At 39.1% G+C, this 23,177-nt stretch carries 18 protein-coding genes and 4 tRNA genes; 15 read left to right on the plus strand and 7 right to left on the minus strand.

Going from position 1 to position 23,177, the window contains the following annotated elements; genetic code table 11:
- Positions 1 to 174: 174 nt before the first annotated feature.
- Positions 175 to 1,113 carry an RluA family pseudouridine synthase gene (locus I9192_RS19730; protein WP_004826533.1) on the minus strand — a complete coding sequence of 313 codons (939 nt, stop codon included), beginning with the start codon at positions 1,111 to 1,113 and terminating at the stop codon, positions 175 to 177.
- 767 nt (positions 1,114 to 1,880) lie between these two features.
- Between I9192_RS19730 and I9192_RS19735 the strand changes: the two genes are divergently transcribed.
- From I9192_RS19735 to I9192_RS19760, 6 genes are all read left to right on the plus strand, one after another.
- A complete protein-coding gene (locus I9192_RS19735; protein ID WP_200150009.1) occupies positions 1,881 to 5,288 on the plus strand; it encodes an Rne/Rng family ribonuclease in 3,408 nt (1,135 codons plus the stop codon).
- A 331-nt stretch (positions 5,289 to 5,619) separates the two neighbouring features.
- Positions 5,620 to 7,461 carry a long-chain-acyl-CoA synthetase gene (locus tag I9192_RS19740; protein WP_005035534.1) on the plus strand — a complete coding sequence of 614 codons (1,842 nt, stop codon included), beginning with the start codon at positions 5,620 to 5,622 and terminating at the stop codon, positions 7,459 to 7,461.
- Between the two features lie 130 nt (positions 7,462 to 7,591).
- A tRNA-Lys gene (locus I9192_RS19745) sits at positions 7,592 to 7,667 on the plus strand.
- Between the two features lie 88 nt (positions 7,668 to 7,755).
- Positions 7,756 to 7,831: transfer RNA gene (locus I9192_RS19750), tRNA-Lys, on the plus strand.
- A gap of 90 nt (positions 7,832 to 7,921) precedes the next feature.
- Positions 7,922 to 7,997 (plus strand) — tRNA-Lys (locus I9192_RS19755).
- A gap of 161 nt (positions 7,998 to 8,158) precedes the next feature.
- Positions 8,159 to 8,234 (plus strand) — tRNA-Lys (locus I9192_RS19760).
- 23 nt (positions 8,235 to 8,257) lie between these two features.
- On the opposite strand, the gene I9192_RS19765 is transcribed toward I9192_RS19760, so the two are convergent.
- Positions 8,258 to 8,920: a hypothetical protein gene (locus I9192_RS19765; protein ID WP_200150010.1), complete on the minus strand. Its 663-nt coding sequence runs from the start codon at positions 8,918 to 8,920 to the stop codon at positions 8,258 to 8,260.
- A 345-nt stretch (positions 8,921 to 9,265) separates the two neighbouring features.
- Here I9192_RS19765 and I9192_RS19770 point away from each other — a divergent pair, with 345 nt between their 5' ends.
- Entirely contained in the window at positions 9,266 to 9,526 is a 261-nt protein-coding gene (locus I9192_RS19770; RefSeq protein WP_005035529.1) for a PspC domain-containing protein, read from the plus strand.
- An 82-nt stretch (positions 9,527 to 9,608) separates the two neighbouring features.
- On the opposite strand, the gene I9192_RS19775 is transcribed toward I9192_RS19770, so the two are convergent.
- Together I9192_RS19775 and I9192_RS19780 are read right to left on the minus strand one after the other, a co-directional pair.
- Positions 9,609 to 10,709 (minus strand): HPP family protein, encoded by a 1,101-nt coding sequence (locus I9192_RS19775; protein WP_005035527.1) that lies wholly within the window; start codon positions 10,707 to 10,709, stop codon positions 9,609 to 9,611.
- Positions 10,710 to 10,830: 121 nt separating this feature from the next.
- A complete protein-coding gene (locus I9192_RS19780) occupies positions 10,831 to 11,244 on the minus strand; it encodes a lysozyme inhibitor LprI family protein (protein WP_005035525.1) in 414 nt (137 codons plus the stop codon).
- A gap of 117 nt (positions 11,245 to 11,361) precedes the next feature.
- Here I9192_RS19780 and I9192_RS19785 point away from each other — a divergent pair, with 117 nt between their 5' ends.
- Positions 11,362 to 11,724, plus strand: a complete 363-nt coding sequence (locus I9192_RS19785) for a hypothetical protein (protein ID WP_227559280.1) — start codon at positions 11,362 to 11,364, stop codon at positions 11,722 to 11,724.
- Here I9192_RS19785 and I9192_RS19790 read toward each other — a convergent pair.
- Entirely contained in the window at positions 11,693 to 13,171 is a 1,479-nt protein-coding gene (locus tag I9192_RS19790) for an FAD-binding oxidoreductase (protein ID WP_005035520.1), read from the minus strand. The two genes, I9192_RS19785 and I9192_RS19790, sit on opposite strands and share 32 nt — an antisense overlap.
- A gap of 259 nt (positions 13,172 to 13,430) precedes the next feature.
- Between I9192_RS19790 and I9192_RS19795 the strand changes: the two genes are divergently transcribed.
- The 6 genes from I9192_RS19795 to I9192_RS19820 all read left to right on the plus strand — a co-directional run bounded on the left by I9192_RS19795 (position 13,431) and on the right by I9192_RS19820 (position 19,958).
- Entirely contained in the window at positions 13,431 to 13,826 is a 396-nt protein-coding gene (locus I9192_RS19795; protein ID WP_005035518.1) for a hypothetical protein, read from the plus strand.
- Between the two features lie 106 nt (positions 13,827 to 13,932).
- Positions 13,933 to 14,910: a glycine--tRNA ligase subunit alpha gene (gene glyQ / locus I9192_RS19800; protein ID WP_004826512.1), complete on the plus strand. Its 978-nt coding sequence runs from the start codon at positions 13,933 to 13,935 to the stop codon at positions 14,908 to 14,910.
- Entirely contained in the window at positions 14,910 to 16,979 is a 2,070-nt protein-coding gene (gene glyS / locus I9192_RS19805) for a glycine--tRNA ligase subunit beta (protein ID WP_005035513.1), read from the plus strand. Before glyQ ends, glyS begins: the two co-directional genes overlap by 1 nt.
- Positions 16,980 to 17,230: 251 nt before the next feature.
- The gene (locus I9192_RS19810; RefSeq protein WP_005035510.1) at positions 17,231 to 17,614 is read left to right on the plus strand and encodes a hypothetical protein; all 384 of its coding nucleotides are present in this window, start codon (positions 17,231 to 17,233) and stop codon (positions 17,612 to 17,614) included.
- A 747-nt stretch (positions 17,615 to 18,361) separates the two neighbouring features.
- Positions 18,362 to 19,081 carry a hypothetical protein gene (locus I9192_RS19815; protein ID WP_004826503.1) on the plus strand — a complete coding sequence of 240 codons (720 nt, stop codon included), beginning with the start codon at positions 18,362 to 18,364 and terminating at the stop codon, positions 19,079 to 19,081.
- Positions 19,082 to 19,292: 211 nt separating this feature from the next.
- A complete protein-coding gene (locus I9192_RS19820) occupies positions 19,293 to 19,958 on the plus strand; it encodes a hypothetical protein (protein ID WP_005035506.1) in 666 nt (221 codons plus the stop codon).
- Between the two features lie 109 nt (positions 19,959 to 20,067).
- Here the strand turns inward: I9192_RS19820 and I9192_RS19825 are convergent, their stop codons facing one another.
- Positions 20,068 to 21,024 (minus strand): 2-hydroxyacid dehydrogenase, encoded by a 957-nt coding sequence (locus I9192_RS19825; RefSeq protein ID WP_005035504.1) that lies wholly within the window; start codon positions 21,022 to 21,024, stop codon positions 20,068 to 20,070.
- A gap of 146 nt (positions 21,025 to 21,170) precedes the next feature.
- Positions 21,171 to 21,872 (minus strand): TetR/AcrR family transcriptional regulator, encoded by a 702-nt coding sequence (locus tag I9192_RS19830; RefSeq protein WP_004826499.1) that lies wholly within the window; start codon positions 21,870 to 21,872, stop codon positions 21,171 to 21,173.
- 82 nt (positions 21,873 to 21,954) lie between these two features.
- On the opposite strand from I9192_RS19830, the gene I9192_RS19835 reads away from it, so the two are divergent.
- On the plus strand, positions 21,955 to 23,058 hold the full coding sequence (locus I9192_RS19835) for a fatty acid desaturase (RefSeq protein WP_005035502.1): 1,104 nt from the start codon (positions 21,955 to 21,957) through the stop codon (positions 23,056 to 23,058).
- Positions 23,059 to 23,177 lie beyond the last annotated feature (119 nt).

Raw genomic sequence — 23,177 nt, forward strand, 5'->3', positions numbered from 1 at the left:
GATTGGGTCTTTACATTCCCGATAAAGGTTACCGTATCACAGACCAAGAGAGGTGATATTGATTTATTTTCATCCTTGACAGGTTAAAGTCATCACTTATTTTAAACATGTGGAAATTTTGATCATCAAATTTCCACATGCTATAAAGCAAAAGAATAGGATCGTTTGATCCAATTAATCTTTCTTTTGTGCTCTTAGCTGTGCAACCAAACTCTGCATATCTTCGGGTAAAGGCGCTTCAATCACAGGATAACCCGGAATTTCCAAGCGCATCGCATGCAAACATAAGCGACGTGGATTTGGTCCGCGATATTCTGTCTCATGACCATATTTTTCATCCCCAACCAGAGGATGACCAATACTTAATCCATGCACACGAATTTGATGGGTACGCCCTGAAAGAGGTGACGCATAGACCAAAGTGGCATGCATAAAACGTTCAGCAACATTCCACTGCGTCTTAGATTCTTTACCATCTTTTGACACACGTACACGACGTTCGCCATTAGATAACTCATAACGCAATAATGGTTGGTCAATAAGTTGACGATCCAGACTGACCTGTCCTTTCACGATTGCGGCATAAGTTTTTTGAATCTTATGCTCCCGCAGCAAGTCTTGTAGTGTTTTTAATGTACTGCGTTTTTTACTGACCATGACCAAACCAGAAGTATCACGGTCGATACGGTGAATCAGCTCTAAATATTTTTTGCCTGTTGCCGCACGCAAGCCTTCAATCAAACCATACGCTACGCCACTCCCCCCATGTACAGCAATTCCAGAAGGTTTATTGACCACCATCAACCCTTCATCTTCATAAATTACACGGCTGAGTAAACTCTGTGCGACTTTATCAGACACAGGAGCATCCGTTTCATCTTTCTGTTCAAATCGAATGGGAGCAACACGGATTTGATCACCAATTGCCAATTTAGTTTCAGCCTTAATACGCTTTTTATTGACGCGTACTTGCCCTTCACGAATTAAGCGATAGATCCGACTTTTTGGCACACCTTTAAGACGCGTAAACAAGAAATTATCTATGCGTTGACCTTCTTGATGCTCGTCCACTTCAAACCAAGTGACACTTTGCCATTGTTGCGTAGAATTCATACAGTTACGTGATCCAATAAAAAACTAAAATTTGATTAAAAACTGATCATTTAGACTATACTTTTCATACAAAATAAGTGTATAGCCCATAGGCAGATGATTCAAGGTTTGCTATAGTCAGCGCACGGATACCACCGTAAGTGAAGTTTATTATGTTCCTTTCACCCATTGAAAATGGAATATAAAAGGTAAACCTCACGACAGATGCGGAAAGGTCCCAAAAGAATATGCCGACGCCGAAGGCTTTATTATATCGGCAAAAAGACAAACTGTTGCGTTTAATTGTACTTAAAGTACAGAAATCGGTTTGTTTAAAAATATATGTCGCCAACCCAGACGTTGGTTTTTAAACATAAACTGATACACATCAGACAAGTCGCTTTAGAGTGTTTTTCAGGACATAAGTGTTTGAGGCATTGGAACTGCACAATTTGTAAAGATACGATGATCATTCCGTATCAAGACGCTCTCACCAAAGTTGAGAGACTCTTCGAGCAATGTGATAGTGAAAGACGAACAAATCAGTCATCCAATGCACCACTTTGAGTACCAGTGAAAGCCTCAAAACTTTAATTGTGCAAAGATTAAAGAAGTATTGCAGCATCAATACAGGTATCAAAAGCCCAAGCTTGCTCAAAACAAGTGGGTTCATTACTGAAATCATATAGATGTACTGATGGTTTGAGTTTTGATCCAATATTCAGATGTTCGCTTCACTTAAACAGATAGCGAGTTGTTGGTGTGAATCACTATTAGGTGTTACACCCATGAAACGTATGTTGATTAATGCAACACATGCAGAAGAAGTTCGCGTTGCACTCATCACTGGTCACCGTCTTTATGATTTCGACTTAGAAAATCGTACCCGTGAGCAAAAGAAAGCCAATATTTATAAAGGGCATGTCACTCGCGTAGAACCCTCTTTAGAAGCTGTATTTGTAGAATATGGTGCAGGTCGTCAAGGTTTCTTGTCGATGCGCGAAATAGCCAATACATACTACAAAGCAGACCCTCGTCAAACTTCAAATATTCGTGAGTTAATCACAGAAGGTACTGAACTTTTAGTTCAAGTTGAAAAAGAAGAACGTGGCAATAAAGGTGCTGCGCTTTCGACGTATATTTCACTTGCTGGTCGCTATTTGGTGCTTATGCCAAATAATCCAAAAGGTGGCGGTATCAGTCGTCAAATTTCTGGATCAGTTCGTGAAGAATTGAAAGAGATGTTGGCATCATTGAACACTCCACGTGGTATGAGTGTCATTGTACGTACTGCGGGGATTGGTCGTTCACAAGAAGAACTACAACTCGACTTACAACATTTATTGGACCTTTGGGCGCAAATCCAAAACTCAGCGAACTCTGGTCCATCACCAATGTTGGTTCACCAAGAAGCAGGTGTGGTAACACGTGCAATTCGTGATTACTTACGTGATGACGTTGTAGAAATTTTAATTGATTCAGAGCAAGCATATAACGAAGCCTATAACTTTGTTAAAGCAGTAATGCCAAATCAATTGGATAAACTCAAAACCTATACCTTGAATGAACCATTGTTTGCTCACTTTGGTATTGAAAGCCAAATTCAAACGGCTTATGAACGTGAAGTCAAACTTCCTTCAGGTGGTTCGATTGTCATTGACCAAACTGAAGCATTGGTTTCAATTGATATCAACTCAGCAAAATCAACACGTGGTCACGACGTAGAAGAAACTGCGTTAAGCACCAACTTAGAAGCTGCGGAAGAAATTGCGCGCCAATTACGTTTACGTGATATCGGTGGTTTGGTTGTAATCGACTTTATTGATATGACCAAAGAACGTAATCAACGTATGGTTGAAGCCAAACTTCGTGAAGCAACACAAAGTGATCGTGCACGTATCCAGTTCGGTCAATTGTCACGTTTTGGTTTGATGGAAATGAGCCGTCAACGTTTACGTCCTTCATTGGAAGAAGCCACAGGTTATGTCTGCCCACGCTGTCACGGTACAGGTATGGTACGTGACTTACGCTCACTGTCTCTTTCAATCATGCGTAAGGTTGAAGAAATCGCGCTTCGTGAACGTCATGGTGAAGTTCAAGTTGAAGTGCCTGTTGAAATTGCGGCATTCTTATTAAATGAGAAACGTCACAGCCTAGTTTACTTAGAGCAAACCTCAAATGTACGCGTGACTGTACTCCCTCACCCGCATTTAGAAACACCACATTACGAAATTTCGTATAACCCAGAAGGCTTTGCGCCGACAAGCTATGAGCGTACAGAAGCAACACGTTCAAGTGAAAAAGAATTGGGTTACCAATCTTCTGAATGGCATTTGGAAGAAGAACAGACTCAGCAAAATACAGCACCTGTTCAAGCTCAAAACAATAAGCAAAATAGAAAGCAACAACCTGCTCAAGCTCAAAAAGCAGTACCAGCACAAATTGCTCAAACATCATCAAGCCCATGCGCTTGGTTAGAAAACTTGTTTGTACAAAAACAAGCTGCAACCATTGATCAATCACGCACTGCAAATAATGCAGCAGCAGCAATTGAGCAAATGATTAATGGTGGAGCTGTCAGCCGTGGTCAGTTTGGTCAAATCAATCAGCATGCTTCAGCAGCGATTGAAGCTCAGATTGTTCCTGAAACCAATGCTTATCTTTCACATACACCTGTTCAAAAGTCAGAACCGCGTGAATATGAAAAACATGTTGAGAAAGAAGAAAAATCTCAACGCAACAATAAAAACAAAAATCGCAATAAGCATAAAGAGTCTCGTGAACAAGCGAATGATCAACATCAAGTGATCGAAGAAGTTGTTCAAGTGACTCGTCAAGAGCAACGCCAAGAACAGCGTCAAGAGCAACGTGATCAACGTCGCCAACAAAAGCAACAGCGTTCACAACACGATCAACAGGCTGATAGCAACAATGAGCAAGCTGTTCCACGTCGTGATCGCAATCATCAACAACGCCCAAATCGCCCAAATCGCCATCGCGACAGCAGCGTATTTAATGATGAGCAACAATCAGCGCCTCACAACGCACCTGTAGAGTTAGCTCAAACTCAAGAGAAACAACCAAAAGTTGAAATTATTGATGCACCACAACATGCGTCAATGACAACTGCATTGGTGGTCAATCTTGATCAGGCTCAAAGTGAAATTGTTGCGTTGACACCACAACAAGCCACAGTACCTGCAAAAGCGAAGAAACATGATCGTCATGAAAAAGGCGAAACTGTCGCAAAAGCACCTCGCCCTGTTGAAACTCAACCTGTGGCGAAGCCTGTTGAAGAAAATCAGCATGCACAGGCTGAACCAGAGCTCAGTATTGAAAAGGCTGAAGTACAGCAACCTGTTCAACGTGCGAGCAATGATCCTCGTCAAAAACGTCGTCAACAGCGTGAAGCAGCACAAGCAAAAGCAGCAACACCAAAGATCAGACCTTCACAAGTACCGACATTAAACCAGTACTCAGTTGGTTCTTTGATTCGCCATGTCTATGGTGATGATTGTGCGGTATTGATTGAACAATTTGGTCTAATTCCAACATTCAATCGTGCATTGCTTAAGTTCACAGAAGAGTATTCTGCAACCTTAACGGTTCAAGAAACTGCTGAACCTGCGAAGCAACCTGTGACACGTGATGTTGCTGTTACAAAAGCAGCACCAGAAGCACAACCTGCTGAAGTGTTAGACTTAACTCCACCAAAACCTGAAAATGACCGTCGTGTAGCCAATGACCCTCGCGAACGTCGTCGTTTAGCAAAACAGGCTGCGGTACAAGCAAAGCAAGAGCATCAGGCTGAACTTGAGCAAAATCAAGAACAAGCACAACCCGTAGCGCCAGCTGAAGCTAAAGCAGAAGACACAGCAACTGTAGATATTTCTGCACCGAAAGCTGTTGAAGAAAAAGCACCAACAGAAAATACTGTAGAAACCACAGTAGCGCCTGTTGCAGCTAAAACAGCTACAGCAACTGAAACAGTAGTAGCAAAACCGTCTAAAAGCGCAACAGCCGCGACAGAGAAAGCACAAAAAGCACAGCAAGCTTTAGCTTTAGATACAACAGCAACTTCTGATGAGGCAGAAACATCTAAGACAGATGTTGCGGCAACAGAAGAAAAGCCTGCTCGCCCTCGTCGCCCTCGTGGACGTCCACCGAAAAAAGCGACACCACCTGCTGCGGAGTAATTCAGCAAATTTGCTTAAAATATAGCGATTAAAGGAAACCTAGTCATTTCGATGGCTAGGTTTTTTTGCTATTTTGAATAGATTTTAAAGACATTTGTCAGATTAGGTTGATTGCACTAGTCTTAAACGATTAAAAAGACAAATGTCTAAACGATAAGGTGGTTTTTATTTCCAATTTGATTCTCGAATCTGGAACTAAGAATAATATCTACTGATCATGTATACATGTTTATTTAAATGCAGACATGACATGAAAGTTGATGTGTACCTTATGCAGATCAATGACACACTAAGAAATTGTATCGGATTACGAAAAAAAAATAGGATTGATATGAGTCAAACAACACAGACCGATCTCATCGGATTTGCTGATGTAGCCGAGCGCTTACCACAGCTCATCAATAAGCTTCCAAATATCCTGACTGGACTTAAACAAGCTTATATCAGAACGCCCAACACACCTGCTGGGCTAGGTCTAGCTTTTGAGCGTGCGGTCAAACGTAATCCATATGGAGATGCGTTATTATTTGAAAACCAACGCTACAGTTATAAAGAACTGAATGCTTGGGCAAATCAAATTGCACATTTCTATCTTTCTCTTGGTATAAAAAAAGGCGATGTGATCACTGTGATGATCGAGAATCGTCCAGAGTTGATTGCAACAGTGATCGCTTTAGCAAAAATTGGCGTAACCTCTGCACTTGTGAACACTTCACAAACAGGCAAAGTACTCACACACAGTGTCAACCTCGTTAATCCTGTGGCAATTGTTGTGGGAGAAGAATGTCGTGCTGCTGTGGATGAAGTTCGTCAAGATTTAAACATCGCTTCAGATCGCCTACACTGGTTTGCAGATCAAGACACCTTAAAAGAACCAGGTAGTGCACCACAAGGCTATATCAATCTTGCACAGCAAATTGATGCATTCCCTAAATTTAATCCAGCAACAACCCACAATGTTAAAGGTAAAGATGGATTATTTTATATCTATACCTCTGGAACAACGGGATTACCTAAAGCGGTTATATTCACCAACAGTCGTTGGACACTCGCTTATGGAACCTATGGTCACATCCTAAATTTAGGTGAAGATGACGTAATGTACTGTACTTTACCGCTCTACCATGCAACAGGCATGGTGGTATGTTGGTGTGGCGTCATTGCAGGTGGTTCGGCTTTGGCAATTCGACGTAAATTTTCAACCTCTGCATTTTGGTCAGATGTGAAAAAATTTAACGCATCTGCAATTGGGTACGTAGGAGAACTTTGTCGCTATCTTATGGATGCAGCCCCATCAGAACTTGATCATTCACACCGCGTTACCAAAATGATCGGTAATGGCATGCGTCCAAATATCTGGAACAAGTTTAAACAGCGTTTTGGCGTAGAAGAAATTCTTGAACTGTACGCTTCAAGTGAAGGCAATGTGGGGTTCAGTAATATCTTCAATTTTGATAATACTGTTGGGTTTTCACCTACTCCTTATGCGATTGTACAGTTTGATAAAGAAAGTAACGAAGCAGTACGTGACGCAGATGGCTACTGCCAAAAAGTCAAAAAAGGTGAAGTGGGCTTACTGATTGGTAAAATTACCAAACGTTCTCCTTTTGATGGCTATACAGACCCCGAAAAAAACAAATCCGTGATCATGAAAGATGTCTTTAAAAAGGGCGATGCTTATTTCATTACAGGTGATTTGGTTCGTGATATCGGTTTTCGTCATGCTCAATTTGTTGATCGTCTGGGAGATACCTTTCGTTGGAAAGGCGAAAATGTATCTACCACAGAAGTTGAAAATATCTGTAGCGACTATCCCAAGATTACAGAAGCAGTGGTTTACGGCGTTGAGATTCCAAATACCAATGGTCGTGCCGGTATGGCAGCAATCACCTTGCATGAAGGCGAACAGCTGACAGAACAAGATTTAAGCCAGATGGTTACAGATTTTAAAAAGAACTTACCTGCTTATGCAGTTCCAGTTTTTTTACGTATTCAACAGATTGTAGAAACGACTGGAACATTTAAATATCAGAAGAATAAATTGAAGGAACAGGCTTTTAATCCTGAAAAAACTTCTGATCGTTTACTGGTTTTATTGCCAAGTGCGACAGCATATTGTGATGTCACAGCTGAAGTTTATGCCAATATCGAAGCTTATAAATACCGTTTCTAGAAATAAAAGCCCTGTTTTCAGGGCTTTTTTAATTGATTTTGTGTTATTTATAACCGAACGTTGCAAACTTTCTTAATTTTTACTTGCGCTCTATCAATATCTTGCTAAAATACGCTCCATCAAAACAAAAGGGTCGTTAGCTCAGCTGGTAGAGCAGCGGACTTTTAATCCGTTGGTCCCGCGTTCGAATCGCGGACGACCCACCACTTATTGTTTTGACCTGTATGGATATCGAATGAAAATTACTGATTTTCATGTCGCTTTAAGTAAAGTTTTACTTTACATCCTAACTCAGGGTCGTTAGCTCAGCTGGTAGAGCAGCGGACTTTTAATCCGTTGGTCCCGCGTTCGAATCGCGGACGACCCACCATCTATATGTTTCAATCTGAACATGGATACCGAATGAAAATCTAGATTTTCATTGATTCGGATAAAGTGATACTTTATACATCCAGACTCAGGGTCGTTAGCTCAGCTGGTAGAGCAGCGGACTTTTAATCCGTTGGTCCCGCGTTCGAATCGCGGACGACCCACCATTCTTTCTTCGGGCTTCTTTCTGTACTGTTTAAGTACTATACTAGAAACGAAACCTGCAAATATTCCGACCTAGACAAAACATCATCTTTTTTGATGCTTCGCCGTTCTCGAAATTTTGCTTGATCTTTTACTTTTGTTTAAACACTTTTAGACAAGTATTGGGTTGTTAGCTCAGTTGGTAGAGCAGTAGACTCTTAATCTATTGGTCGTGGGTTCGAACCCCACACAACCCACCAAATTTAAAAACGATCTATCTGTTTTAATTCTCAAAACGCTTTAAGACATACGCTTTCATTGGCTCTGTATGGTGTTGAGCAAAATACAAACGGTTCTCTTCAGTTCCATTAAGAATTTTATCAATATCCATCACCAAATTATTTTTCTCATCCACTTTATAAAAAAATTGAATTCCTTCGACTCGATTTACAATGATTTCATGCTGCGCGTCATCATAAATCCATGTATTTTTTTGATAGCTTCGATTTGATTTTACATCACTATTTTCATTGCTTATTTTGCCCATATATACAAATGTACGATGCGCTGTTCCATCTGCGAGTAAGTTGATAATAAACTCTGCACTACCCTGTTCACACTTGGCAAATGGATCATCACAGCTGATTTGCACATGATAGCGTCCAACAAACTCTTCAGCTTTGGATGGTAAGGTTTCACGCTGTGGTGCAAAACCTTTAATCTCTGCCATTGCAGGTAAGGTCGCCTGCCCCGCAACTTCACTCAACTTCTTGCCATCACTGGCAGGTACAGCTTGTGTTGCTTCCTGCAAAGCAATCTCACTAGATGAATTCTGTGAATCAGAAGATCCCTGCTGCTTACTGTTCGATTTTGAAGAATCACAAGCACTCAATAGGCTACAGATACCTATACCTAAAATTCCAAGGAAGCTTGTTTTATGAACCATCAAATGCATAAATCCCAATAACCCAAATATACTGAGTAAAAAACATGTCAAACATTCATCTACATGCGCATATAGTATTGCGTTGTACCACTTCTCGAAATCTTCACGGTATTTTTTTTACAAAAGTATAAAAAACACTTTTTTTTCAACTCGTCAGCACTTGCTTTACGTCCGCTTTTTTACAGTATTTTGAATAATTTAAGAAACATTGTTACACAGTATTAACAATTTTTATCGGCACTTTACTTGAAGAATTGTGTCAGAACTCCATTATTAAAAGTACAGAGATTGTTCTTATAGTGCTAAAGCATGATCTGTAACAGATAACTTTCTAAGGAGATTTAAATGACCAATTCTGGTTTATATCGTTCAAGCCGACATAATATGATCGCCGGTGTTATGGGCGGTATTGCTGAACGTTTTGGTTGGAATGTGACTTTGCTGCGCATCATTTTCGTGATTGTTTCATGTATGAGTGCTGCATTCCCAGGTATTCTGGTCTATCTAATTCTTTGGTTACTGATGCCTAAACAGAATTTACGTTTGAATGATCATCAAGGTTATCAGCGTCCCGTACGTACCATTTATGAAGAGAAAACCCATTAATTAACATTCTTTTAAACACTTTTCCCTTTTCTGCTACAACAGTTCCCCCAAACTGTTGTAGCTTTTTTTATTCAACATCACTTTATTTTTGATGATTTAACTGTTGTTGCAATGCGGCGATCATATCTGCGCGACTGATAATTCCCACCAATTTCTGATTTTCAATCACAGGAATGTAGTTAAAAGACCGTTCCACAAAATATGGCACAAGATCTTGAATCGGCTGTGTTGGTTGTACAGTTACGACCTGTCGATTCATAATTTGTTTGACAAAGTGCTCCCATGAGGCTCGTGGATCAGCCGCTCGTTTAAACCATTCCACAATTTCATACAGCGCCAATGTACCCACCAATTCATGTGCGGCATTGACCACAGGTAAACTCATTAAATTTACCCGTTTGAATTTGTCCAAAGCTTGGTGAATATCGTCCTGCTCGTCTAAACGAATCACATCTTTACTCATAATATCCTGACAAAGAAACTCATGAACTGCACGTGCATTGGCTTTCTCTTGTGCTTCTAAAATGATTTTTTGTAAATCATATTCACTAATGTCTAAAAGCTGAGTTTGATACTCTAAGACCTCTTGAATATCTTGGGGTTGGATGGTGACCTTCTGTGTTGGTGTTGGGTCTTTAGATCGAACATTGAGCTGTGCACTTTGGGGATATTGTTTGCCTAGCATTCTGTTAAAAATAATTGCGATAGCCAACAAAAATACAGAGTTGATCAACACGGGATAGAAAATAAAATGATAGCCCAGTTGGTGTACCGAATCACCGCCCAATACAGCAGTAATTGCCACAGCTCCACTTGGCGGATGCAATGAATCGGTGCTCATCATTAAGAAGATCGACAATGCAACGGCTATACTAAATGCTTCCGTTGGATTGGAAATCAAGAGTGCGCATGTCACACCAATCAGACCAGCAATGGTATTTCCAACCACCATATTCCATGGTTGCGCCAAAGGACTTGCGGGCACTGCGAATAGCAATACAGAGGATGCTCCCATCGGTGCGATATACCATGCGTTAAAGCCACCTAATACATACCAACAGATCAGTGAAGATATCGCCAAGCCTAAAAGTGCGCCTAAGCCACAAAGTAACCGATCTTTTAGGGGTAACACTTTAAAATTGGGTTTTAAGGTATTTAACCATTCAAGTTGCGTATGAAACACGACGATCCTGCACTTTTGCACTGTTGAAGTGCGAATTATACGTTGTTGTGATTATAAGATGTATTTATTATCCATCTTAGCTGTATAAATTTTTCTACTATATTTCTCACACAGTGATTTTTTATCGTGTATATTCAGTTAACTGCTCTAATCTTTTGCCATATTCTTGCATAGGGCAAAATTCATACATCGGTGAACCAATATAACGCCCTGCGTTTTGACACTCCTGATCAACATATGCTTTCCATAAGCGTTGAGATTTCATCAGGTCCGTATAACGTTCTTGTTGATTGTCTTTTTGACTTTGTTTTTTAATCTGATCCAACACTTTAACAATTTCTTTTTCATAGAATGCTTTGCCTTGATGACTACATATTTCTACAACAGCATTATTAATATTGCCCAATCCAAGTTCTTCTATGGTTTGATCAACACATTTATTGTATACATCTATCTGTACATTTTGATTTTCCGCATATAGCAAAGTGGAAAAAATCACAGTAGAAAAAATAATCATTTTTAGGCATGATTTCATTATTTAATCTCTTTTGTTGTTTTGATCATGGTTCAATATAGCAATAAATCTATTTTAAAAGCTTTATTTTTAGCGCCGAGTATTAGCTTAATCCTATTAATCACTTTTTTTCTTTTCATGAATCATCAATATGATGTGCAGTCGTTACTGACCGTATTCGGCATTAGCTTAATGATTTATTTGATTTACTGTGTGATCGTCATTCCAATTGCATATGCGCTTTCTTTATGGCTTGCACATAAATATTGGCTCAATTTTTTCAGTATTTTCGCGGGTTCATTATTGATGTGGCTAATTGTTACTATGATTGGTTATTTGGTTTTTACGGGCGCGTTCCCAACGCCCATCTGGAAATTATTCAGTGATTGGTTTTTCTATGCAATTGCAATATTTTCAGGTTGCTGTTATTGGGCATTTTTACAAGTACTTTCCTCTCAACCACACTCTGTTAGCGATAATGTAGATAGAACTGATTACTAAAAAGCTCATCAGGATCATATTTTTTCTTCAAACTGAAAAATGCATCTGCCTGTGGGTATGCCAGTCGCATCTGGTCAGGACGAATATGTAAACGATAAGGTAAATAATATGTGCCATGATTTTTCAGAACAATATCGACCAATTGCCGTGTCAGTTGTTGCATATCCTGTTCCTGCTGTGGTGTTTTCTTTTGGTTGAATAAAAAAACCAAACCAAAAACGTCCTCTCTTGCATAATTCATAAAAGCATCAGGATCATATTCGACTTCTCGAATAGTAATATTGAGTAGGTCGACTTTTTTATGTTTTAAAACAGGCTTTAAATCTTGAACAAACTGTGCCAAATAGCGTTTTGGAATAAAGTATTCATGTAATAAATCTGTTGAGTTCGGATCTTTATTTTCAATCAATGAGGCATCTTCACTTAGAATTTCATTGCGGCTGAATGTTGTATAAGGCGATATTGAATTAAGACTACTTTCAAGATCCCAACGGAGACGCTTACCATACTCGCTATCTACAGAACCACGAAACACAATACGTTTAGTTTCGGCATTTTTACTTTGTTGTTGTGATAAGGCTAAAGGCTTTTTATCTATTTTTTCAAAATAATTTAAAGTGGCTTGTTCTAAAAAGTGTTTATCTGAGATACGTAACCGTCCATATGCAAACTGCACGTTTGTATCTTCACTCACAATCCGTTGATATTGTTCTAAATAATCCTTTGGTGAAACAGCAATAGAGTTAAATACCAAAGCAACATTGTCTACCACTTTTAATTTTACATCGAGAATTATGCCAAATAATCCATAACCACCGATCACCAATTTGAACAGTTCAGGGTTTTCTCTACGACTACATTCTAATATCTCCCCCTGCGCATTCATCAATGTAAATGATTCAATGCTAGACGAAATTGGAGGCGAATTTTTTTGCCAACCATGTCCATTTACACTTATTGAACCGCCAATAGAAAAATTACTAAAAGATTGCATGACCGCAATTGATTTACCATAACGGTCTAAATAACGGAGTGCCTCTTCCCAAGTTGCGCCAGAGCCGATGGTTAAAATATTATTCTTTTCATCGAGACTCATATGGCGATAAGGCAACATATTCAATGTAATACCATCCGGATAGATGGTATGTCCTCCCATACTGTGTTTTGCACCGGCAATTGAGATTTTTAAATGTCTTTCATTGGCATACTGAAGCAATGTTTTTAATTGACTCTGAATTGCCTGTGGTGAGGTTTCAACGTCCACTACACCATGTACTTTAGTTAGATTCAGATGACTAGCATCATCTCGATAGCCTGTTGGAATGTGTTCCATGGCTTGATGTTCATTCATTTTAGTCTTAATTAGATGAATGGATGGGATTGAAATGACAGCAATTAAAATAAGTAAAAGGCTTATCCAAAGTTTGTTTCGATATTGTTTTTGCATCTTGATCAATTCTATTAAAAATTATTGTGATTGAAGTTCTGAATTAAAATTTTAGCCTTAAATATAAAACGAAGGTTCAAAAATGTCATGGTAAATATCTTAAAATAATTCATTTATTTAACATGAAATAAAGCCTCATCGTATCCCCCTGATCCATGCTTAATATCTAACACTCAAAAGACAGTTCACAATCCAAAAGTTAATAAATTTATTTTTTTTGTGTTAATATCAAATATATAATTTAACTTTTTAATTATGAATGATGAGCAAAACACCCCTTATAATCACTTTAACTTCTTGTCTTTTTCTTAGCGCCTGCCTTTCATCGAATGAACCTGTAATTTTAGAAACTCAACAGATTGAAATTGCAAACAACCCTTTAAGCGTACTTGAACTCACACTGATCAAGAAAGGTAAAATCTGTCTATTAAAAACAAAAACAAGTGTAAAGAATACCCCGCCCATTGAAAAAGACTGGGCTTTTTTTAGAGATGGCCTCATTTTAATTTCTGAGAACTCTACCTCAGAACCCAGCATAGATACAGACTCCCCAGATGCAGAAATCGAGGCACATATTCAGGAAATGAAAATAAGAAAAGAGGCCAATCAAATGAAAAATTTGATCTCAAAAGAAAATCTTAAAAAATGTACCTGAACTGATCTGCGATGAGCGTCAATATTTGTAGACTAACCTTTGCCACACCTCCGCAAAATCCTTATACTTAGAACCAATTTTTTCTAATACTTATAGTGGATGCTGCATGAGTCGCGCCATATCGCATATTGATACATTCCAAGGCTTAATTCTTGCCTTACAAAACTACTGGGCTGAACAAGGTTGTGTGGTGTTACAGCCTTACGATATGGAAATGGGTGCAGGGACATTCCACACTGCAACATTCTTACGCGCACTTGGTCCTGAAACATGGAACGCAGCCTATGTTCAACCATCACGTCGTCCAAAAGACGGGCGTTATGGCGAAAACCCAAACCGTTTACAGCACTATTATCAATTCCAAGTTGTACTTAAACCGAACCCTGACAATATCCAACAGCTTTACTTAGACTCGTTAAAAGCAATCGGTATTGATACTTTAACCCATGACATTCGTTTTGTAGAAGACAACTGGGAATCTCCAACACTGGGTGCTTGGGGTTTAGGTTGGGAAGTGTGGTTAAACGGGATGGAAGTCACTCAATTTACCTACTTCCAACAAGTAGGTGGTGTTGAATGTTATCCAGTGACTGGTGAAATTACCTATGGACTTGAACGTTTGGCAATGTACCTACAAGGCGTAGATTCTGTCTACGATTTGGTATGGACCAAAGGTCAGTTTGGTACAGTGACGTATGGTGATGTTTTCCATCAAAACGAAGTTGAACAATCGACCTATAACTTTGAATATGCCAACGTTGAAAAAATGTTTGAGCTGTTCGACTTTTATGAAGCTGAAGCAACGCGTTTAATGGAAGCTGAGCTTCCGCTTCCTGCATATGAACAAGTCATCAAAGCATCCCACAGTTTTAACTTGCTTGATGCCCGTGGTGCTATTTCAGTCACTGAGCGTCAACGTTATATCTTACGTGTCCGTACTTTGGCTCGCTCTATTGCGCAAAGCTATGTGGCTGCCCGTGCAAAATTAGGATTCCCAATGGCGGAACCACATTTACGTGATGAAGTATTAGCACAGTTAAAGGCGCAAGTTGAAGCAGAAGCAAAAGCTGAGGAGAATAAATAATGTCTAAACATACTGTTTTATTCGAACTTGGCTGTGAAGAGTTACCACCTAAAAGCCTAAAAACGTTACGTGATGCCTTAAAAGCAGAAACAGAAAAAGGGCTAAATGAAGCGGGTTTGGCATTTGAAGCTATTGAAGCTTACGCTGCACCACGTCGTTTGGCCTTGAAGATCGTCAATGTGGATGCTGCTCAAGCAGACACCCAAAAGCGTTTTGATGGCCCTGCTGTTCAAGCGGCTTATGATGCTGAAGGCAAACCAACCAAAGCTTTGGAAGGCTTTATGCGTGGTCAAGGCATTACAGCAGATCAAGTATCAACTTTCCAAGCCGGTAAAGTTGAAAAAGTTTGTTACCTAAAAGATGTAAAAGGTCAAAGCCTTGACGTTTTACTTCCACAAATTTTACAAACAGCATTAGATAACCTGCCAATTGCTAAACGCATGCGTTCTGCTGCAAGCCGTACCGAATTTGTCCGTCCTGTGAAGTGGGTAGTATTGCTGAAAGACAATGCTGTAATTGATGCATCGATTCAAGATCACAAAACAGGCAATGTGACTTATGGTCATCGTTTTCATGCACCAGAAGCTATTGTATTGGCAAACCCAGATGCGTACTTAGATGCACTACGTCAGGCTTATGTTGTTGCTGACTTTGCTGAGCGCCAAACGATCATTGATCAACAAGTCAAAGCTTTGGCAGATGAAGTGAATGCGACTGCGATTGTACCGGCAGATCTTCGTGATGAAGTGACAGCATTGGTGGAATGGCCTGTTTCGCTTCGTGCAAGTTTTGAAGAACGTTTCCTTGCTGTTCCTCAAGAAGCTTTGATCACGACCATGCAAGACAACCAAAAATATTTCTGTTTGGTCAACGCTGACAATAAATTACAACCTTATTTCATTACTGTTTCAAATATTGAGTCTAAAGATCCAACTCAAATTATTGAAGGGAATGAAAAAGTTGTACGTCCACGTTTGTCTGATGCTGAATTCTTCTTCTTACAAGATCAAAAGCAGCCACTTGCATCACGTAAAGATAAATTAGCCAATATGGTGTTCCAAGCACAGTTAGGAACACTTTGGAATAAGTCTGAGCGTATTGCTAAATTGGCTGTGGCATTATCTGCAATCACAGGTGCAAACCCTGCGGATGTTGAAAAAGCCGCACTGCTTGCTAAATGTGACTTAACGTCTGAATTAGTCGGTGAATTCCCTGAACTGCAAGGGATTGCAGGTACTTACTATGCACGCATTGAAGGCGAAAATGATGAAGTTGCTGAAGCTTTAGGTGAGCAATATCTGCCTAAATTTGCAGGCGATGTTCTACCAAAAACCAAAACAGGTACAACGCTTGCGCTTGCTGACCGTTTAGATACCCTCACAGGTATTTTTGGTATTGGTCAAGCACCAACAGGCTCGAAAGATCCATTTGCTTTACGTCGTTCTGCGATTGGTATCTTGCGTTTAGTGACTGAAAATAATCTTGATGTTTCGATTGAAGAACTCATCAAGTTAGCTTTGGCTGCTTATGGCGATGTATTGAAAGATCATGCGAAGACTTTAGCCGATGCTGTGGCATTCCTTGAAGGTCGTTATCGTGCTAAATACGAAGACCAAGGTGTTGCCGTTGATGTGATTCAGGCTGTTCAAGCCCTTTCACCAAAATCACCTTTAGATTTTGATAAGCGTGTTACCGCAGTGAATCATTTCCGTGATTTACCAGAAGCTGCTGCTCTTGCTGCTGCAAATAAACGTGTTGCAAATATCTTGGCGAAAGAAGCTACACCTACTGGTGAGATTATTGAAGCTAAACTGGTAGAAGATGCAGAGAAAGCACTTTATAGCGAGATTCAAAATATCCTTCCTGTTGTTCAGCCGCTTTTAGATGCAAAAGACTACACCACTGCGCTTTCCAAGTTGGCAGCTCTTCGTGCACCAATTGATGCTTTCTTTGAAGGTGTTATGGTCATGGCGGATGATGCCGAGTTAAAAGCAAACCGTTTACGTTTACTTGCTCAGTTGCGAGAATTATTTACAAGCGTTGCGGATATTTCAGTGTTACAACATTAAGAAGTTAAATCACTGAAAAAATAAGACCTGCCTTTTGGCAGGTTTTATTTTTCAAGCACAAAACAAAATTAATAAAGGAAAAAGTGTCGTCCTCTTTTCCCATTGAAATGATGCTTTTTAAATGAATAAAATAAAAACAAAATATGTAAATTTTCAAAATAGTCTTTAACAATCAAAAACTAAATAAAGCTTAATCTATCCAATGATTTGTATACACTGAATATCAACCTTTCAATCTGAGCGTAACAGTAATGACTAAAAAAATCATATTCCCCGCAATACTCATGACACTCGCCCTCAGCGCCTGCTCAACGACACCCACTAATCCAAACGCACCGACTGTTTTAGAACAACACAAAAATATCTCAGCAGAGCCCAACACCAAACACAATCTTGCTCGACTCATTCGCCAAACAGATAACTGTGTGATTGAATTTACAGGGAACTTTGAAAAAGGAAAAGCAACTGAACATTGGATTTTTAAAGGAGAGCAATTGATTTCAGCATTTTCAAATGTCGATGCGGATATTGAACAGAAGCAGACAGTTTTTGATCCTAAAGATGCTGAAAAGCTAAAAAACTTCAATTCACTCAAAAACAACTTTAAAGCAGCAAATCTGGAAAAATGTAACTAATCTCAGCACTTGACTTACGCTGTCCGTAGAGCTAAATACACAACCATTTAGCTCTTTTTAACAACATAAATCACGGGATAGAGCCAAAAAATCACACCAATGAGTCCAATCGCAATAAAAATTAAGCTATTCGGAAGGTAATCCGCAAACCAATAATAAATTGGATTTAAACCCAATTTAAAAGAATTCAACAAAGCGTAAAGCATGCCTAACATCAATATATGAGGCAAAACGAGGTGTAGGATAGATAGCTGATATTTCTTAAAATATTTTACAAAATAAAAACTAGGAATCAAATAAATGAGAAATATGATTGCCGTTGTAACCCAGCCAATCATTTGATGACTGAAAGGGACTTCTTCCCCACAAGCACAGGCAAAACTCGGTCTAAAACTGAAAAATATACTCAACAACACTAAGATTTTTATATTGTTCATTATAGGAATAAGATATAGATTGATTCCAAAGCTTATGTGTTTTTTGTTTCAATGACAAGATGACGATGTGAATAACACAACGTTTAGAGTCGTGAGTTTTCATTTATAAGTATCAGAATTTTAAAATAAAAAATAAAAAATTTTTCATAGAAACTCGATCTTAATCTTTATTCACAATTTTTACATTATTGTTAAAACTGTGTAGATAAGCTGTTGCTATTTTATCTCTAAGACTATTTTCACTCAAATTTCACATTATGATAGGCAACACTCAAACTTGAACTCATTCAGGTATAGGATAAAACTAATTATGAAAATGCTTAAAACAACAGTGATCGCTACAGCCCTTTTAGCTAGCTCTCCTCTTATTTTCGCCAATACAAATGTCAGCGCCAATGCATCAGCTGAAGTCAATGCAAATGGTGGAGGTCTACTCAGCAATATTGGTCAAGGAATCCATAATACAGCAGACAAAGTTGGTAATGGTATTGAAAAAGGTGTCGATAAGACTCGCGAAGTCTCAAAAGATGCTTGGGATGGTACAAAAAATACTGCCGTTAAAGTCGGTGATGGTATCGAAAAAGGTGTCGATAAGACCCGTGATGTGTCAAAAGATGCTTGGGATGGTACCAAGAATGTAGCAGGTAAAGTCGGTACTGGTGTAGAAAAAGGTGTCGACAAAACTCGTGAAGTCTCTAAAGATGCTTGGGATGGCACTAAAAATACTGCTGATAAAGTCGGTACAAGTGTTGAAACTGGAATCGATAAAGGTAAAGTAGCCAGCAAAGGTGCTTGGGAAAATACCAAAAAGCTAAGTTCAGAAGCAGGTCATAACACCAAAGAAGCTGCGATAAAAGCGAAAGATAAAACCAAATCTGCAACCAGTAAAACTTGGCAAAAAACCAAAGACTTGGTTAAGCCGAAATCAACCAACACAGGTGCTAAAGTAAATTCACAAACACATGTGAAAACACCAGTAGGTAGTGCAAACGTCGGCGTATCAACAGAAGCCAAAGTTGCAGCTAAATAATTGCAATTGATGTTCTCTAAACCACAATATTAAGATGAAAAGCTCACATCCGTGGGCTTTTCTTTCAAATACTCAGTAATATTACGAACCATATATTGTTATATTTTGCTGTCGTTGATTTATTACTGTTTAAGCGGGTGATTGAATAAAACAGTACCATTGCTCAATATGATTCACAGCGTTAATGACATCATCATAAAGGAATGAAAACATGGTGAAGATGAAAAGTTTATGTATGATCACTGCAATATGTGCAACATCATCACTTTATGCTCAAACAGACACTCATACACAACCTTATGGTGATAACCCCAATATATTTAGAGTCCTAGCCCATAAGACAGGTGAAGCAGTACAAAATACGGCTGAAAAAGTAGGAGATGCAACCGAAAAAGGCATTCAAAAAATCAAACCTTCATTTGATGAAACCATTGAAAATACGAAAAAATATACCAGTGAACAAGCAACGATTGCCCGAGACAATACACGACAAGGCATAGATACCGCTGTCAAAAAGGTTGAACAGACCAAAGACCGTGTGCTGGGTAAAAACAGCTATAACGTGCCAATAGAACAAGGCAGCTTGAGTCAATCATCAACTACTGCAAACTCAGCGAATCCCTCAGTTACAGCCACTGTCCCAAACATTTCTAATCAAAACATCTCAGATCAGCCGACTGTATCTGCACAACCACCACTTCAAACACAAGCTTCGCAAAATGTTCAGTCCGAACAACCAGAGCTTGAAATCAAAAAACAAAGTTTGCCTATAGAGAACCAGACCAACACACCAAGTCCGTCATCAACAGACTCCAAGCCAAATCAAAATACCGATACCAGCATATCTACAGATGATGATGCAGGTGTACCAAGATAAACGATCTTAAAATCAGATCATTAAAGCTAAAATCAAAGAAAATCGTAATTTAAAGCGAGAGGTTGTAGTGGTAAGTTTGTCCATAGCATTATAACGATGTTCTAAAACCTCAGTGATTCACCTGACGGATCGCTTTGCCCTGTTGAAATGCCTCAAAATTTTCCAACATTTGATTTACGATGCGCTGTCGAGCATCAACACTTCCCCATGCACTATGCGGTGTGATAATCAAGTTTGGAATATCCTCTGCAAGCAACACATTTCCCTGCGTTGGAGGTTCAACAGACAGTACATCTATCGCAGCTCCTGCGATCTTACCTTGTCTTAATGCGTCCGCCAAAGCCTGCTCATTCACAATGCCTCCACGGGCACAATTGATTAAGAATGCTGATTTCTTCATCGAGTCCAATGCTTGTGCATCAATCAAGTCACGTGTTTCATCAGTTAAAGGACAATGTAAAGAAAGAAAATCGACTTGTGGAAGTAGCTCAGCAAAAGCAATTCTTTCTTCATGCTGTGGACGGCTTGGTAATGCCCCGACAACAACCTTCATCGCAAAAGCTTCAGCTAATTTGGCAACCGCTTGCCCCAACTCTCCATAACCAATGATCCCTAAAGTTTTTCCTGACAACTCTACAATGGGAAAGTCCAATAAACAGAAAATTGGAGATTTATTCCATTCCCCATTCTTTACAGCACCATCATATTTGAGCAAAGAGGTTGCTAAAGCCAACATCAATGTCAGCGTATGCTGTGCAACTGCTGATGTGCCGTAGCCCTGACAGTTGCACACCACGATGCCTTTAGACTTGGCTGCATCTAAATCGACATTATTGGTTCCTGTTGCCGAAATTAAAATGAGCTTTAGATGCTTCGATTGCGCAATTGTTTCAGCATTGATCAATACTTTATTGCTGATGACCACATCGGCATGCGCTACACGTGCTAATACCTGCTCAGTCGTGGTCGAAGGATAAAGTACAAGTTCATCAAAAGCTGCGTTTAACTGACTAAAATCCAAATCATTTTTGTCTAGAGATTCATAATCTAAAAATACAGCCTTCATTGCCTTTACCTTGTGGTTTCAATCATTTGCACAATCTTGTTTATAACATGAAAATTTCACTGATTTTCATACAGCTCTTTAGAATATTTTGAAATGTAAACCGTCATTATTCAGCTTTAAAAACACCCCTTTCCAATTCAATAATTTTAAGATTGTGTTGATACTTGAGGAAAACCAAAGGTGTTATTTTTGAGTGCCAATAAATACGCATTGGTCATACGGTAGGCTTCTTGAATAATGGCTTCAGAAATATAACTTTCATTGTAATAACCATGCTTCATACAGGTAAAAACCAATTCCATCAAAATGGTTAAAGTATCGGGTTGTTGAGGGACATAATTATCCACCTGAATCATTTCCAATGCTTTACGTACACCATCACTGACTTTTTTCAACTCGATTTGATACTCAAGATAAGCTTGCCGTGTAAAAGGACCACTAAGAATCAGTAAGCTGGCAATTTCTGATTCATTGAAAAATTTAGCCGTGGTCCGAATCATACTTTCTGAAAGCAGTTGCCCGTATACTTCGATGCTTGCTTTGGGATTATCCGTCAAAACGCGAACAGCAGCCTTCCCCAGTTGTTTCACCAAATCATTTAAGTGTGCGAGTGCAATATGACGCAAAATATCGTATTTCGTCGGAAAAAATTGATAAATACTGGTACGAGGAACGCCAGAAGCATTGGCAATTTCAGGAATAGAAATCTTTTCAATTCCAATGGATAACAACAATTCTTGCGTAGTCGCCAACATCTTTTCCATTCTTTTTTGTGAGCGTTCTTGTTTTGGTTGACTCACTTTTTTGGTCATTTTCTTTAAAACTGACGTTGACGTTATTTTGATCATCAGATAATCTCTCAAAAAATCCAACAAATGTTGGTTTTTAAAACTTCCTTGTTCTCAAACAAAAATATAGAGGAAAACGGAAATGAATTTACCCCTTTCCGATGTACATATATCCAAGCTAAACAAAGCCAAAAACTTTGCTGACCCTGAAGATGAGCAACGCAGTCATCAAATTCGTAAAGCGATTTTGGAAGCTGGGAATCAGTTACGAGAACGCCATCCTTGGCTGGTTCAATATCAAGATCAAATCGGTTTAAGTATTCTGGGCACTGCTATTACAGGGATTATTTTCAATATAACACAATACGCTCGCGGGAAAATGGCTTGGTATGTGGCAATTCCACTTTCTGCATTTTGGATGTCAATTTTGCATGAACTGGAACACGATTTGATTCATCAAATGTATTATCGTAAGAATAAAAAAATAAATGATGCCATGCTTGCAGCCGTGTATGCCTTTCGTCCAAGTACAGTCAATCCGTGGATACGTCGTGAAGTACACCTACATCACCATAAATCCTCAGGTACAAAAACAGATTTAGAAGAACGAGGTATTAACAATGGTGACAAATGGGGTTTAAAACGCTTGATCATGACAGGTGACAATATGTTGGCTGTCTATTTACGCCCCATCACCATGATGAAAACCACCAACCGCTATATTCATGCGCAGAAGAATTTATCGAAAACTGAAAAGCTCAAATTAAAGGCAAAGCTATCTGCAAGTTATGCACCATTTGGGCATATTCATTATGCACTTTGGCATAGCTTTCTATTGATCAGTGTTGCCAAATTAGCAATGAAAGCTTTTGGCATCGCACAACCTAAAAATAGCTTATGGAAGTTTATTGACCGCAGCACAAAATTTTATGCGGTAAGTATTGCTGCGCCTAACTTTCTCCGTACCTTGAGTTTACACTTCACCAGTTCCAATATGCATTATTACGGCGATGTTGAGGATGGAAATGTTGTACAGCAATGCCAGATTTGGACGGATTGGCGCATGAAACCTTTGCAGGCATTTTGTTTTAACTTTGCAGGTACTCATGCAATACATCACTTTGTTGTTCGTGATCCATTTTATATCCGCCAAGCGATTGCTGAAGACTGCTATCCAATCATGAAAGAAAATGGTGTGCGATTTAATGACTTTGGAACCTTTAAACGCGCAAATCGTAGATTTTAAACTTTATTTTTTTCAAGTTGAATTTCAGTTTATGGGGATCTCCGGCATGGGGTCCTCTTTTTTTTATATTCAAACATGCACTTAGACGATATAGTCAATCAAATGAAATTTAAAAAGAT

The sequence above is a fragment of the Acinetobacter bereziniae genome (assembly GCF_016576965.1).
Lineage (GTDB): Bacteria > Pseudomonadota > Gammaproteobacteria > Pseudomonadales > Moraxellaceae > Acinetobacter > Acinetobacter bereziniae.